13 protein-coding genes and 1 tRNA gene are annotated in these 14,828 nt (G+C 65.4%); 8 read left to right on the forward strand and 6 right to left on the reverse strand.

All coding sequences use genetic code 11. The annotated features are described in order from the left end of the window. The first annotated feature begins 80 nt into the window (after window positions 1-80). The gene (locus N8H22_RS03540; RefSeq protein ID WP_264589227.1) at window positions 81-1,439 is read left to right on the forward strand and encodes an MFS transporter; all 1,359 of its coding nucleotides are present in this window, start codon (window positions 81-83) and stop codon (window positions 1,437-1,439) included. 439 nt (window positions 1,440-1,878) lie between these two features. On the opposite strand, the gene N8H22_RS03545 is transcribed toward N8H22_RS03540, so the two are convergent. From N8H22_RS03545 to gabD, 5 genes are all read right to left on the reverse strand, one after another. Further along, window positions 1,879-3,021 carry an acyl-CoA dehydrogenase gene (locus N8H22_RS03545; protein ID WP_264589228.1) on the reverse strand — a complete coding sequence of 381 codons (1,143 nt, stop codon included), beginning with the start codon at window positions 3,019-3,021 and terminating at the stop codon, window positions 1,879-1,881. Between the two features lie 12 nt (window positions 3,022-3,033). After that, window positions 3,034-4,230: an acyl-CoA dehydrogenase family protein gene (locus tag N8H22_RS03550; RefSeq protein WP_264589229.1), complete on the reverse strand. Its 1,197-nt coding sequence runs from the start codon at window positions 4,228-4,230 to the stop codon at window positions 3,034-3,036. Between the two features lie 43 nt (window positions 4,231-4,273). Continuing rightward, window positions 4,274-6,379, reverse strand: a complete 2,106-nt coding sequence (locus tag N8H22_RS03555) for a 3-hydroxyacyl-CoA dehydrogenase NAD-binding domain-containing protein (RefSeq protein ID WP_264589230.1) — start codon at window positions 6,377-6,379, stop codon at window positions 4,274-4,276. A 233-nt stretch (window positions 6,380-6,612) separates the two neighbouring features. After that, the gene (locus N8H22_RS03560; protein WP_264589231.1) at window positions 6,613-7,821 is read right to left on the reverse strand and encodes a response regulator; all 1,209 of its coding nucleotides are present in this window, start codon (window positions 7,819-7,821) and stop codon (window positions 6,613-6,615) included. A 156-nt stretch (window positions 7,822-7,977) separates the two neighbouring features. Then, entirely contained in the window at window positions 7,978-9,426 is a 1,449-nt protein-coding gene (gene gabD, locus N8H22_RS03565) for an NADP-dependent succinate-semialdehyde dehydrogenase (RefSeq protein WP_264589232.1), read from the reverse strand. A gap of 313 nt (window positions 9,427-9,739) precedes the next feature. Between gabD and N8H22_RS03570 the strand changes: the two genes are divergently transcribed. Beyond that, window positions 9,740-10,192, forward strand: coding sequence for a cytochrome c (locus N8H22_RS03570; RefSeq protein WP_264589340.1), 453 nt, complete (start codon window positions 9,740-9,742; stop codon window positions 10,190-10,192). A 43-nt stretch (window positions 10,193-10,235) separates the two neighbouring features. On the opposite strand, the gene N8H22_RS03575 is transcribed toward N8H22_RS03570, so the two are convergent. Then, complete coding sequence (locus tag N8H22_RS03575; protein WP_264589233.1) at window positions 10,236-10,931, reverse strand: cytochrome b/b6 domain-containing protein; 696 nt, start codon at window positions 10,929-10,931, stop codon at window positions 10,236-10,238. Between the two features lie 184 nt (window positions 10,932-11,115). Here N8H22_RS03575 and N8H22_RS03580 point away from each other — a divergent pair. The 6 genes from N8H22_RS03580 to N8H22_RS03605 all read left to right on the forward strand — a co-directional run bounded on the left by N8H22_RS03580 (window position 11,116) and on the right by N8H22_RS03605 (window position 14,671). Then, window positions 11,116-11,192: transfer RNA gene (locus tag N8H22_RS03580), tRNA-Arg, on the forward strand. 166 nt (window positions 11,193-11,358) lie between these two features. Beyond that, window positions 11,359-12,594, forward strand: coding sequence for a tyrosine-type recombinase/integrase (locus N8H22_RS03585; RefSeq protein ID WP_264589234.1), 1,236 nt, complete (start codon window positions 11,359-11,361; stop codon window positions 12,592-12,594). Between the two features lie 274 nt (window positions 12,595-12,868). After that, on the forward strand, window positions 12,869-13,477 hold the full coding sequence (locus N8H22_RS03590; RefSeq protein ID WP_264589235.1) for a hypothetical protein: 609 nt from the start codon (window positions 12,869-12,871) through the stop codon (window positions 13,475-13,477). 65 nt (window positions 13,478-13,542) lie between these two features. Next, window positions 13,543-13,776 carry a helix-turn-helix domain-containing protein gene (locus N8H22_RS03595; protein WP_264589236.1) on the forward strand — a complete coding sequence of 78 codons (234 nt, stop codon included), beginning with the start codon at window positions 13,543-13,545 and terminating at the stop codon, window positions 13,774-13,776. Next, window positions 13,773-14,054 (forward strand): AlpA family transcriptional regulator, encoded by a 282-nt coding sequence (locus N8H22_RS03600; RefSeq protein ID WP_264589237.1) that lies wholly within the window; start codon window positions 13,773-13,775, stop codon window positions 14,052-14,054. The genes N8H22_RS03595 and N8H22_RS03600 overlap by 4 nt, the downstream gene beginning before the upstream one ends. After that, window positions 14,051-14,671 (forward strand): hypothetical protein, encoded by a 621-nt coding sequence (locus tag N8H22_RS03605; RefSeq protein ID WP_264589238.1) that lies wholly within the window; start codon window positions 14,051-14,053, stop codon window positions 14,669-14,671. The genes N8H22_RS03600 and N8H22_RS03605 overlap by 4 nt, the downstream gene beginning before the upstream one ends. The last annotated feature ends 157 nt before the right edge of the window (window positions 14,672-14,828 follow it).

A 14,828-nucleotide genomic window follows, 5' to 3' on the forward strand; every position in this document is an offset into this window, starting at 1 on the left:
TATTCACCTTGCCGGATGGCTGATCTCCGACAAAAGTGAGGACGGACTGGCTACAGTCCTCTCGCTAATCGGAGCTTGCCATGCACAACAATAACAATGGCTACCCCTCGAGCACCCGCGCCTGGTTGACGGTCGCCATCCTGATGCTCGCCTACGTGCTGTCCTTCGTCGACCGGCAGATTCTCAACCTGCTGGTGGAGCCGATCCGCCGCGATCTGGATATCACCGACACCCACATGAGCCTGCTCATGGGCTTCTCCTTCGCGGTGTTCTACACCATCTGCGGCGTGCCCATCGGACGCCTGGCCGACCGCAAGAGCCGCCGCGGCATCATCGCCATCGGCGTGCTGGTGTGGAGCCTGATGACCGCGCTGTGCGGCACGGCGCGGACCTTCTGGCAGTTTCTCGTATTCCGCATCGGCGTCGGGGTCGGGGAGGCAGCGCTATCGCCCTCGGCCTATTCGCTGATCGCCGACAGCTTCCCGCCCAAGCTGCGCGGCACTGCGATGAGCGTCTATTCGATGGGCATCTACATCGGCTCCGGCCTGGCCTTTCTGCTTGGCGGGCTGGTGGTCAAGTTTGCCTCGGCACAGGGCGACGTGGAGCTGCCGGTGCTCGGCATGGTGCGCCCCTGGCAGCTGATCTTCCTCGTACTCGGTGCAGCCGGCGTGCTGTTCACCGCCGTGCTCTTGCTGATCCGCGAACCATCGCGCAAAGGCGTCGGCGCCGGCGTCGAGGTCCCACTCAGCGAGGTGGCGGGCTATATCCGCCAGAACCGCCGCACCGTGCTGTGCCACAACTTCGGCTTCGCCTGCCTGGCGTTCGCCGCCTACGGCAGTTCGGCGTGGATTCCGACGTTCTTCATCCGCACCTACGGCTGGTCGGCCAGCGACGTCGGCGTGCTCTACGGCTCGGTGGTCGCAGTGGCCGGCTCGATCGGCATCATCGCCGGCGGGCGGCTGTCGGACCTGTTGCACCGCCGCGGCTATCGCGACGCACCGCTGCGTGTCGGCATCATCTCCGCCGCGCTGACCCTGCCGCTCAATCTCGCCTACCTGGCCGGCACCGGCGAACTGGCGCTAGCGCTGATCGCCCTGCACGTCTTCACCATCGCCATGCCCTTCGGCGTCGGCCCGGCGGCGATCCAGGAAATCATGCCCAACTCCATGCGCGGTCAGGCGTCGGCGGTGTACCTGTTCGTCATCACCCTGGTCGGCCTCGGCATCGGCCCGACCGCCGTGGCGCTGGGCACCGACTTCGTCTTCGGCGATGACAACGCCCTGCGCTACTCGCTGCTGATCGTCACCGGCGTTGCGCTGGTCGGCGCGATAGTCCTGCTCGGCATGGGGCTCAAGCATTACCGCGGCAGCCTGGACCGCCTGCAGGAGTGGAAGCCGCAGGGTACAGCGCCAGCCGGGGCAGAGGCGAAACCGGCCTGATCGGACGCGGGGCGTCCGGCGCAGGGTGGATCACGCTGCACCGATCCACCAAGCCACGGGCGCCGACCCAACCGCGTGGATGTGAACAGCGACATCCACCCTACGAACCCGAACCAGCAGCGTAGGGCGGATCACGCTCCACCGATCCACCAAACCACGGGCGCCGACCCAACCGCGTGGATGTGAACAGCGACATCCACCCTACGAACCCGAACCGGCAGCGTAGGGTGGATCACGCTCCACCGATCCACCGTGCCGACCCACCGCGTGGATGTGAAACGCGCCATCCACCCTACCGGGCTGTTCGCGTACCTGGCCCAACACCGGAGCCAGGAAGCTTCGCGAACAAATCCGCTGCCACAACACAACCACCGCTACGGTATCCAACCCCAAAAAAACCCGCTCCGGGGAGCGGGTTTTCGGGTTGCAGGCGGGACGATCAGGCCACCTGCAGCAGCTTCGCGTAGGCCTTCAGGTGATGGTCATCGTCGCCGAACTGGTGGGCGATCATCACCAGGCGCTTGGCGTGGTGGGCGAGGTTGTATTCCCAGGTCATGCCGATGCCGCCGTGCAGCTGGATGGCTTCCTCGGCGACCTTGCGCGCGGCGCGGGCGCAGATGTACTTGGCGGCGGCAATGATACGGCTGCGCTCGTCGTTGTCCTCGCCATCGGCAAAGGTCGCGGCGAGGATTGCCATGCTGGTGGCCTGTTCCAGCTCGGTCTGCATGTCCACCATGCGGTGCTGCAGGACCTGGAACTTGCCGATCGGCACGCCGAACTGCTTGCGCGTCTTCAGGTAGTCGAGGGTCAGCTTGCAGGCCTCATCCATGCTGCCGAGGGCATCGGCACACTGCGCGGCGATGGCGCGGCCCTGCTGGTAGCGCAGCGCCGGAAGCCCGTTGCCGATTTCGCCGAGCACGGCGTCAGCGCCGACCTGCACGTTGTCGAGGAACAAATCGCAGCCCTTGCGCCCGTCGATGGTCGGGTAGACGCGACGGCTGACGCCCTGGGCGTTCGGGTCGATGAGGAACAGGCTGATGCCGGCCTCGTCGCGGCTGTCGCCGGACGTGCGCGCCGACACGATGATCTGCCCGGCGCTGTGACCGCCGATGACCACGGCCTTGCGTCCGGAGAGCCGATAGCCGCCGTCGACCGCTTCGGCGCGGGTCTGTACATCGTTCAGGTTGTAGTGGCTCTGCGGCTCGTCGAACGCGACCGCCAGTTGCAGCGAACCGGCGGCGACCTGGGGCAGCAGGTCCTGCTTCTGCGCGTCGGAACCGAGCTGGTCGATCAGCCCACCGGCGAAGATCACTGATTGCAAGTAGGGTTCGAGCGTCAGACCGCGACCCAGTTCGGTCATGACCAGCATGGTTTCCACGCCGCCGCCACCGAAGCCGCCGATCTCTTCGGAGAACGGCACGGCGGTCAGGCCCAGCTCACCCAGCTGCGACCAGAATTCGGCGGAAAAGCCCAGTTCCGACTCGCTGAATTTCTCGCGCTGTTCGAACGGATAGGCGTCGCGCACCAGACGCGCCGCGGTGTCTTGCAGCATTTGCTGCTCTTCAGTCAGTTTGAAGTCCATGGCGGTGCCCCCTTACAGCTCGAGAATCATCTTCGAGACGATGTTCTTCTGGATTTCGTTGGAGCCGCCGAAGATCGACAGCTTGCGCATGTTGAAGTAGTCGCCGGCCAGCGACGCGCTGTAATCGGCGTGCAAAAGCTCACCGTCGTAGTCCAGCTGCATTTCCTCTTCGAGGAACGGCAACGCGTAAGGACCGATGACCTTGCGCAAGAGGTGAGTGATCGCCTGTCGGATCTCGGTGCCCTTGATCTTGAGGATCGAGGACTCGGCGCCGGGTACGCCGCCCTCCTTCGCCGCCGCGAGGATGCGCAGGGTGCTCATCTCGATGGTCATCAGCTGCATCTCGACCTCGGCGACCTGAGCGCGGAACAGCGGGTCTTCGAGCATCGGCTTGGCGTCGCAGACTTCCTTCATGGCGATGCGCTTGAGGTGCGCCAGCACCGCCTTGGACGAGCCGATGCCGGCCAGGCCCGTGCGCTCGTGGGTCAGCAGGTACTTGGCGCAGGTCCAACCCTGGTTTTCCTCACCGACAAGGTTTTCCACCGGCACGCGGACATTGTCGAAGAAGACCTCGTTGACCTCGTGGTCGCCGTCCAGGGTGATGATCGGCCGCACACTGATGCCCGGGCTCTTCATGTCGATCAGGAGGAAGCTGATGCCGCGCTGCTGCTGGGCCCCGGGGTCGGTGCGCACCAGGCAGAAGATCATGTTCGCGTGCTGACCAAGGGTGGTCCAGGTCTTCTGGCCGTTGACCACGTAGTGGTCGCCGTCACGCACGGCGCGGGTCTTGAGGCTGGCCAGGTCGGAACCGGCACCGGGCTCGGAATAGCCCTGGCACCACCAGTCCTCACCGGAGAGGATGCGCGGCAGGTAATAGTCGATCTGCTGCTGGGTGCCGAACTTGATGATCACCGGAGCGACCATGTTGACGCCGAAGGGCACGGTACGCGGTGCCCCGAAGGCGGAGCACTCCTCGTCGAAGATGTGCTTTTCCACCGGACCCCAGGTGGTGCCGCCCAGCTCCACCGGCCAGCCCGGCGCATACCAGCCGCGCTTGACCAGGATCTGCTGCCAGCGCTCATGATCCGCTTTGGACATGTGCTTGCCGAGCTTGACCTTGGCGGCGATATCCGCCGGCAGCTCGCTCTTCAGGAAGGCACGCACTTCGTCGCGGAAGGCGAGCTCTTCGGCCGTGTAGTTGACGTTCATGGGAAGGTCCTCATGCTGCGTTCGGTTTGCAGGCGGGCGGGGTTCATTGTCCGGCCTGCCAGTCGGTGAAGGTGCGGCCTTCGGCGGCCAGTTTTTCCAGCAGTGGCGCTGGCTTCCACCAGTCGCCGCAACGTGCGTGCAGTTCCCTGATCCGCGCCAGCACCCGGTCCAGACCGACGCAGTCGGCATAGAACATCGGCCCACCGCGGAAGGCCGGGAAGCCGTAGCCGTTCAGGTAGATGACGTCGATGTCGCTGGAGCGCTGGGCGATGCCCTCCTCGAGAATCTTCGCGCCCTCGTTGACCAGCGCGAAGATGCAGCGCTCGACGATGTACTGCTCGTCCAGCGTCTGCCGCTCGATGCCCTTTTCCCGCGACGCGGCTTCCAGCATGAGCGCAAGCTCGGAGTTCTCCTGCGGGGTGCGGTTGCCGGGTTCGTAGCGGTAGTAGCCGGCGCCGGTCTTCTGCCCGAGCATGCCGGCGGCGCAAAGCTTGTCGGAGACGGTGGGGAAATCCAGGTGCGCCGGCAACGTCGCGCGCTGGCGCTTGCGGATCGCCTGGCCGATATCCAGGCCGGACAGGTCACGCATGGCGAACGGCCCCATGGCCATACCGAAGTTGCGCAGGGCGCCGTCGACCTGTTGTGGCGTGGCGCCCTCCTCCAGCAGGAATTCCGCTTCGCGGCCGTACTGGAAAACCATGCGGTTGCCGACGAAGCCGTCGCAGACGCCGACCACCACCGAAACCTTCTTCAGCTGCTTGCCGATGGCCATGGCGGTGGCGAGCACTTCATTGCTGGTCTTCTCGCCGCGCACCACTTCCAGCAGGCGCATGACGTTGGCCGGGCTGAAGAAATGCTGGCCGACCACATCCTCGGGGCGTTTGGTGAAGCCGGCGATGGCGTTCAAATCGAGTGACGAGGTGTTGGAGGCGAGAATCGCACCCGGCTTGCACACCGCATCCAGTTGCTCGAAGACCTGCTGCTTGACGCCCATCTCTTCGAACACGGCCTCGACCACCACGTCGGCATCAGCCAGAGCGCCGTAGTCGGTGACGCCCGCGATCAGCGCAAGGCGCTGCTCCATTGCATCCTCGGTCAGGCTGCCGCGCTTGACGCTCGCCGCGTAGGTTTCGCGGGCGCGCTGCAGGCCGCGTTGCAACGCCTCGTCGTTGATTTCCAGCAGTTTCACCGGCACCCCGGCATTGGCGAAGCTCAGCGCGATACCGACCCCCATGGTGCCGCCGCCGATCACCGCGGCGGTCTTGATCGGGCGCGGTTTAACGTCTGCCGGCAGATCGTTGATCTTGCCCGCCTGGCGCTCGGCGAAGAACGAATGGACCAGTGCACCACGCTGAGGCGAGTTCAGACATTCGGCAAACAGTTCACGCTCGCGCTTGAGGCCTTCGGCCAGGGGCAGCTTCGTCGCCGCCTCGACCGCCGCGATGCAACGCAGCGGCGAGAACAGCCCCGGCATGCGCTTGGCCACTTCAGCGTGCTTGGCGCGGATCAGCGCCTCGTTGTCGGCGCTCACAAGGCCTTGGGTCTGCTCGCCGCTGCGGCGCGGGCCGCGGCGCTCGTCGAGCAGGCGACGCGCATAGGCCAGACCGGCGTCGATCAACTCGCCTTCGAACAGTTCGTCGACGATATGGTGCTCGACCGCCTCGGCAGCACTGATCGGCTGACCGCTGACGATCATCTCCAGCGCCATCTCGACACCGGCCAGCCGCGGCAGCCGCTGGGTGCCGCCGGCGCCCGGCAACAAACCCAGCTTCACTTCGGGCAGGCCGACCTTGGCATCCTTGCGGGCGATGCGGTAATGACAGCCCAGCGCGACTTCCAGCCCACCCCCCAGGGCGGTGCCATGAATGACCGCGACGCTCGGCTTGCTGCAACCTTCGATGACCTCGATCACCTCGGGCAGGCTCGGCGCCTGCGGCGGCTTGCCGAACTCCTTGATGTCAGCGCCGGCAATAAAGGTATTGCCCTCGCACACCAGCGCCACGGCGCGCACCTGCGGGTCCGCTTCAGCACGCTGAAAGGCCTTCAGCAGCCCCTCGCGCACCGCCTGGCCGAGGGCGTTGACCGGTGGATTGTTGACCGTGATCAGCGCGATTGCGCCCTGAACTTCGAGCCGTACGACATCTGTCATGACTGGCCTCCGCTGTGTGAAATCTGATTTGGAATTGTTGTTTCACGGAACCATGTTTCGCACAGCAGAATAAACAACTCGTTTATACGTGTCGATACAGCAGCGTGGGCGCGGAAAAATCACGGGAAATGCCCGTATAGCGGCGCCGGGCATGGCGCAGGCCGGTTGCTGCGCTCGGGAGGATCGCCACTATCAACCAGCGGAATATCGGCGCCAAAGCGGGCGCGGCAGCGTCAGCCCGGAATGGCGTGGCGCGGTGCGCGGGCGAGCAGCTCGGGATCGAGCCGCAACAGGCGCACCGTCCGCTCGCCGGCCAGGCTGGTCGGCGCGGCGTCGCATGGCAACTCGAGCAGCAGACGCGTCAGGTTGAGCACCAGCGCCTCACGGCTGAGCACGCCGGCGCCAAGCGCATAGTAGGCACTGATCACCTGGCGCAGCCCCAGCGGCAGGCGCCACTGCGTACGCAGCGCCGAGCCGAAGCCCGCGGCCCGCTCACGCAGGCAACGCTGCAGGCTCGGCTCATCCAGCTCGCCGCCACTGTCGAGCCAGTCCTGCAGGCTGCGCAGCAGTGCCAGTTCGCCGATGTTCTGCAGCAGTCCGGCGCTGAAACACAGCTCGCTGTCCAGTTTCAGCTGCTGCGCCAGCCAGCTCGCCAGGCGTGCGGTGCGCAGCGCCTGTGCGCCGAGCTGTGCGGCCAGCTCGGCGAGACGCGGCTCGGCCAGGCGGGCGTTGTGCTGCAGCGCCAGCTCGGTCACCAGCTGAAGGCTACGCGCAAGACCCAGGCGCTGTTGCGCCTGCGCCAGGCTCAGGCATGAGCCGCTCTGCTGCGACCCACTGCCGTTGGCGATGCTGATCAGCCGCGCCGTCACCTGCGGATCGCGCGTCAGCAACTCGTCCAGCTCGCCGAGATCCTGATCGCCACCCTGCAGACGGTGCAGCGCTGCCAGTACCGCGTCCTGCAGCGGCGCGCCGCGGTTGTGCTGGCGCATGCGCTCGAGGAAGTCGTCCAGGCTGTCCGCCGGCACGGCCAGCGGCGCCACACCACGCCCGGCCGAGCGCGGCAGCAGGCGGTCCAGGCGTCGGCGCAGGTCGTCGAGCTCGTAGGGTTTGCCGAGATAGGCCGCCGGGGCCAGCGGCAGCACCGTGCGCACACTGGCGGTATCGGTGCGCGCGCTGATCAGCACGCAGGGCAGCCGTTGTGTTGGTCCGTGTCGACGCAGCTCGCGCAGCAGCTGGCGACCATCGAGGCCGTCAAGCTCGCCGTCGACGATCAGCAGGCTGGGTACCTGGCGCTTACAGGTCGCCAGCGCCGCATGCCCGTCACCCACCGGCAGCACGCGCATGCCCGGGCGCAGTTCGCGCACCAGCTGGCAGAGCTGGTCCGCCCGCCAGGGTTCGTTGTAGGCGACGAGGACGAAGGAAACTTGGGCCGAGATGCTCACTGCGCTGCTCGCTGGACAAACCACTGCCAGCCTAGCAAGCGGACGGGCAGCTGCAGCGCGCCGCCGATGACAGGCAACGGCGCGCTGCGGGCGGCGATTCTGACCGGATGGATAGCAAAGTGCCAGCCCCGTGACCGGGACCGGCTGTCGCAGGGCTCAGATGCCCATGCAGAGATACTTGATCTCCAGGTAATCCTCGATGCCGTACTTGGAGCCTTCGCGGCCAAGGCCGGACGACTTCACGCCGCCGAACGGCGCCACTTCGGTGGAGATCAGTCCGGTGTTGATGCCGACCATGCCGTACTCCAGCGCCTCGGCGACGCGGAACACCCGGCCCAGATCGCGGGCATAGAAGTAGGAAGCCAGGCCGAACTCGGTGTCGTTGGCCTTGGCGATCACCTCGGCCTCGTCCTTGAAGCGGAACAGCGGCGCCAGCGGGCCGAAGGTCTCTTCCTTGGCCACCTTGGCGCTGTCCGGCACATCGACCAGCACGCTCGGCTCGAAATAGCTGCCGCCCAGCGCGTGCGCCTGACCACCGGCGACCAGCCGCGCGCCCTGGGCAACGGCATCCTCGATGTGCTCGCGGACCTTGGCAGCAGCGCGGTCGTCGATCAGCGGGCCGATGTCGGTGCCCTCTTCCAGGCCATTGCCGATCCGCAGCTTGGCCACCGCCGCCTGGAATTTCTCGGCGAAGGCGTCATACACGCCGTCCTGCACGTAGATGCGGTTGACGCACACGCAGGTCTGCCCGGCGTTGCGGTACTTGGACTGCATGGCGCCCTTCACCGCCTCGTCGAGGTCGGCGTCGTCAAAGACGATGAACGGCGCGTTGCCGCCCAGCTCCAGAGACACCTTCTTGATTCCCGGCGCGCACTGTTCCATCAGCTTGGCGCCGACTTCGGTGGAGCCGGTGAAGGAAATCTTGCGCACCTTGGGGTTGGCGGTCAGCTCGTTGCCGATGTCGCCGGCCGAGCCGGTGACCACGCTGAGCACGCCCTTAGGAATGCCGGCGCGCTCGGCCAGCGCGACCAGCGCCAGCGCCGAGAATGGCGTCTGCGAAGCCGGCTTGATCACCATGGTGCAACCGGCGGCCAGCGCCGGGCCGGCCTTGCGGGTGATCATCGCCGAGGGGAAGTTCCACGGGGTGATCGCCGCGGTCACGCCGATCGGCTGCTTGATGACGATGATGCGCTTGTCTTTCTGATGGCCGGGAATGGTGTCGCCGTAGATGCGCTTGGCTTCCTCGGCGAACCACTCGATGAAGGAGGCGGCGTAGGCGATCTCGCCCTTGGCCTCGGCCAGCGGCTTGCCCTGCTCCAGCGTCATCAGCCGGCCCAGGTCGTCCTGGTTCTCCATCAGCAGCTCGAACCAGCGCCGCAGCTTCTGCGAGCGCTCCTTGGCGGTCAGCTCGCGCCAGGCCGGCAGCGCGCGCTCGGCGGCATCGATGGCGCGGCGGGTTTCCGCAGCGCCCATCTTCGGCACCGTACCGAGCGTCTCGCCGGTGGCCGGATTGTTCACGTTGATGGTCTGGCCGCTGTCGGCATCCAGCCAGGCGCCATCGATATAGGCCTGCTGGCGGAACAGCGCGGGGTCTTTGAGTTGCATGGCAGTCTCCTCGGGCATCGTAGCGGCAGGCCCGCTGCGGAAAGTTTGGCTAACGCGACGATGATCTGAACCGTCCTCGGGCGTCCGGTTCCTGCCGCTTCGTTACGGCGAATGGTCATGCTAGGACCGCGGCCAGCCGGCCGGCAAGTTCATGGCGCACGGCGTTGTCCTGCCATTGACCGGTCTGATGCACGGGCGCGCCTGTTACGCCTTGTTACCCATTGCCCGCCACCCCGCACGGTATAGTCACGCGCCGGCGGCCAGGCCGCCGCATCCCGTTGACCGATAAAAGGAGCTATTCGTGAAAGCATTGATGACAGGCGTCGCGACTGCCGTTCTGCTGCTCAGCACCGCCGCGCAGGCGCAGTTGAAACCGGAAGAAATGGTCGAAACCCGCCAGGCCGGCTACCAGTTCATGGCGTGGAACATGGGCAAGATCAAGGCGCAGGTAGTCGACGGCAAAGAGCCCTACGACCAGGCCAAGGTGGCTGCCGCCGCCAATGCCATCGCCGCCATCGCCAACTCCGGCATGGGCAGCCTGTACAGCCCGGACACCACCACCGCGCAACTGGGCAAGGCGACCCGCCTGAAGCCGGAGTTCTTCCAGAACCTCGACGAAGCCGGGCAAATCGGCCGCAACTTCACCGCCGCCGCCAACCAGCTCGCCAAGGTGGCCGCGGAAGGCGATCAGGCCGCTATCAAGAAGGCCTTCGGTGACGTTGGCGGCAGCTGCAAATCCTGCCACGACAAATTCCGCGCCGAATAAGCGCTCCGGCCTGCCGGTCGCCTGCCGCGACCGGCCGTGCCCCCTACCAGTCCAGGCTGGGCGCCGCGGCGGCGGGTGCCGGCTTCATCCGCTCCGCCACCGCCTGCACCGCCCATACGCTCCCCACCGCCACGATAACCGCCAGCGCGGCCGCCAGCAGCGAGCCACCCCTGGCATCCTGCTGTGCCGGGTGCTCACGCCGTGCCCGCCCGCCGATCATCGCCCGCACCAGCGGCTTGCGCTTGATCAAGCCGTACCAGGCGATCGCCGCGAGATGCAGGCCGATCACTCCGAGCAGCAGCCACTTCGCCTGTCGATGCAGGCCGCTCAGCCAGTCACCGGTCTCGCTGCTGACCAGCGCATAAAGCGGCCCCTGAAAAGCGATGTCGTCGGTCGCCATCAGTCCGCCGACGACCTGGAAGCCCACCAGCGCCAGCATCGCCAGCACCGAAAGTGCCCCCAGCGGGTTATGCCCCGCCTCGCGCCAGTTGCCCTGCAGATAGTCCCGCACGCCCAGCGTCGCCGCAAAGATGCGCGACCAGCGCGCGTAGGTCGAACCGACGAAGCCCCACAACAGGCGGAACACCAGCAAGCCCAACACCAGCAAGCCGAGCCGCCCGTGCCAGGGCATCAGATTGCCGCCGATCCAGCCCGTGACGATGGCGGCGCTCACCGAAGCGGCGAACGCCCAGTGGAAGAGCCGAAGTGGCGCATCCCAGAGTTTGATATGACCCGACATTCCGTTCCCCCTGACGACTCGAACACGCACGGCCCAGGGCCGCGCGTCGGCAAGGGTAACAGCGGTCGGTACCGCTGGCAGCCGCTGAACCGCCGCACCAACGGCATCCGCCCCGCATTGACCAGGCGCCCGGCCGCCGGCATGGACGCCCGCAGACGACATGGGTATGATTGCGCCCCGCAACGCATCCGTAGCTCAGCTGGATAGAGTACTGCCCTCCGAAGGCAGGGGTCGTGGGTTCGAATCCCGCCGGATGCGCCAAATACCTGTTTCTACCTGTCTCCAGCAGTCTACGAAACCCCCTGAAAAGCCCGCCCCGTGCGGGCTTTCTTGTTTCTGGCTGTATCTCCCTGTCTACCCCTAGCGCTTCCCGCCGTGTATGCCAGCTTGTATGCTGGCCTAAAATTCGAACCGAGGCATACAAGGGATGAAGCGCAGCGATATCAAGCGCCGCCCGCTGGCGGATACCACCCTGGCTGGGCTGGAGCCAGAGCAGACGGCCTACAGGGAACATGACGGCCAAGGGCTTTACTTCCGGGTTAAGCCCAACGGCGGGAAGTCATGGGAGCTGAGGTACAAGAAACCTGACGGTAAGTGGTCATGGATCGGCCTAGGGAGCTACCCCACCGTTGGCGGATCGGTAGCCCGTGCCAAGGCTGCTGAGCTGCGGGCGGACGCCAGCGAGGGAAAGAACCCCATCACCACGAAGCAAGCCCGTCAGGCTTCATCCTTGGAGGCCGCTGGGCACACATTCGAGACGCTGGGCCGCGAGTGGATCGAGATTCGCCGGCCCGGCTGGGCCGACAGCACAGCGAAACGAACCATTGGTGCGCTGGAGCTGCATGCCTTCCCGGTGTTCGGCAAGCGACCCTTTGCCGAGATAACGCCCATCGAGTGGATGGAGTTCCTGCGTGGAATGGAGAAGCTGGGCATTGTCGAGCAGATGGGCCGAGTGCGCCGATCCTGCAAGGAAATCTATGACCTGGCCCGCGTCACAGGCCGCGCAGTGCATAACCCCCTGGACGGACTGAGCCGCTTTCTCCAAACCAAGCCAGCCGAGAACTATGCACACGTTTCGGCCAAGGATCTGCCCGCCCTGCTGCGATCGATCAGCGCCTATCCACACGCTGATGACCTGCGCCACGGCCTGCGCTTACTCATGCTTACCGGCGCCCGCCCCAGCGAACTGAGGGAAGCCACCTGGAGCGAGTTCGACCGCGAAGCCGGCCTATGGGTCGTGCCGGCCGAGCGCATGAAGAAGCGGAGAACACACACCGTCCCGCTTTCGCGCCAGGCCCTCGAAGCACTCAAGGCGCTGCATGCCATCACCGGCGCTTATCCATTGCTGTTCCCTGGCCGGAACGACCGCACTAAGCCGCGTAGCAACATGGCCTTCAACATGGCGCTTCGCCGCATGGGTTACGAAGGCCGGCAGACTGCCCACGGCTTCCGCCACATCGCTTCGACCACGCTGCGCGAACACGGCTTCGCCAAGGAGCATGTAGAGGCGCAGCTATCCCATGCGGAGGATGGGGTGGCCGGCGTCTACAACAAGGCCATCTACCTGGAGCAGCGGCGCACCATGATGCAGTGGTATGCCGATTACCTGGATGGCTTGGAGAACGGAACCGTGGTGCAAGGCCAGTTCGGGAAGGCAGTCTGACGATGCTTATCCAACCCACCCGAAAAACCGGTGTTCTTGGTGTTCTTGGTGTTCCTGAATCGCTGAAAGCCAGTAACGACGCGGCCTACAGCGATGGAACACGAACCGTAACCGGGCGGAACACATGGTGTGCAGAACACCTAATGTGTTCCGGGAATCAGCGAACACCGACCCCGCACTTACCTGCTGGCCCGGCGTGTTTGACGGCACGCTGGAGAACAAAAGCGCGCCTTGCCGCATTCATGGGTGCGTTTAATGGGGCGGGGGGTGACAGATGAGAGACAATCCGGGAGAGAGCCGGTCAGCGTTAATCGAGCTGCATGATATTGATTGGCTGATAGCTAATATCGAAGCGCACTGGGAGGCGCTATGTGGTGAATGTCCGGACGAAGTATTCCGGCGCGACTGGGTGTCGATGCCAAACCTTATCAGCCCAGCGCGGCATATCGTTGATGCCCTTATGCCGGCCTACGGGGCCAATGAGCAAGGCAGCACCGAATACGACTATGAAACGGAGGCCAAAAAAGCGGCGATTTCAACTGCGTTATTACTAGCCGCGCAGGCCTGCCGTGAACCGTTGACGGAATCAGACCTTAACCGTCTTGGATGGCAGTTGACCCGATTGGTCGCTCTGGATATTCAGCCTTTGAAAGATGGGCTTCGCGCTGCGCGCCAAGCCGGAGGTGTTGCCTCCGGCGAATCAAGGCGCGCAGCCAATGCTGCCCGTGACGCCGCTATCTGCTCCGAAGCCCGACGCTTACTAGCCGCTGGCCGCAACAAACGTGATCTGGTTGGGATTATCGCTACTCAGAAGTCAGGAGGGGGGCTATCGAAAAAGCGGATCAATCAAATCCTTGTAGCCGGAGGCATCAAAGGGAACTGAACAAAGCGCGGTTCCCGTCTGATTAATACCGTTATCCCTGTCTCAACCAGTACAGGGAACGCTCCATGACGACGCAAGCCAACCCGGCAGCCAACCTACTGCCGTTCTCTCCTTCCGATCTGCTCACAGCTGACCAAGTAGCCGCCGCGCTCGGTCTCTCGCATCGCACCCTTGCCGCCTGGCGCAGCACTCGCCGAGGAGGCCCCGCCTGGGTCAAGTGTGGGTCGGCGGTGCGCTACCGCCGCCAGGATGTGGCCGCCTGGCTGGAAAGCCAGACCCGCGCAGGTAAGCAGGCATGAAGGCCGTGCCGATGACCGGCAAGAACACCGCAGCGCCTGCCGGCCCGCTCCCGCTCGACCCCGCCACCACCCTGATTCGCATGCCCGAAGTCGTGGCAATCGTCGGGCTGGCGCGGCCGACGATTTACAAGCTGATGAAGCAGGCAGGCAGCGGCTTTCCCCAGCCGGTGAAGCTGAGCAACAGCACCGCGCGGGGTGCGCCGGTCGCGTGGGTGCTGGCCGAGGTGCAAGCCTGGGTCAAAAGCCGGATCGCCGCCCGTGGGAGTGCTGCCGCATGAGCTTCCCCCGCGTCCCTTTCGATACGCCTTACTTCGATCCAACCGGCCTCGGCTTCGCGCCGCCGAAGCTGGCGGGCCTTGTGTGGCGCGCCTTCACCATCGTCACGATCTGCTTTGACCCGCAGGAGCGCGAAGCGCTGTTCATCAACGCTGACGGCTACGCCGTGCCGCTGGAACCGCACCCGTACGAGCTGCGCCGGCTGCTGGAACACGCAATCGCCCGCGAGTACGGCCAGGTGTGTGGCGCCGGCCAATTCGCCATGAAGCCCGGGCGGATCTCTGCGCTGCAGAGTTCCGGCCAGCTCAAGCGCTGGGTGGTTTACCACCTGGAGCAGCCGGCGCACTACGCCAACGAGCCGACCGCTTGGCATGCCTACGTGGAAAGCGATCTCGCAGAAGAGCGGCGCGCCGCCGAAGCAACGGCCGATGCGGTTGCGCACCTGGTACGCCTGCCTTGGCAGGAGACGCCGGCGCCATGCGCTGCGCGCGTGGTCGAGGAACGCCGCGCCGAGCTGATGGCGCAGTACCGGAGGCGCAAGGCAGAGAACGATGCCGTAAACGCCTGGCTGCGCGGAGACGCGCCAAGCGCACCGTTGCTGCAGGCGCGCGCCAGCTAAGCGAGCCACAAACAAAAACGCCCCCGGCTGCAACCGGAGGCGTGGGGAGAACACAAAATGCCAACCGAATTTATTCCATGCCCTGTGTTCGCGCAAGCCTTGCGCACCCTCGAAGGGCTTGCACGCCTTCTGACAGGGCGCTACAGTCTGCCGGTCG

Source organism: Stutzerimonas sp. S1, from assembly GCF_025966695.1.
Classification (GTDB): domain Bacteria; phylum Pseudomonadota; class Gammaproteobacteria; order Pseudomonadales; family Pseudomonadaceae; genus Stutzerimonas.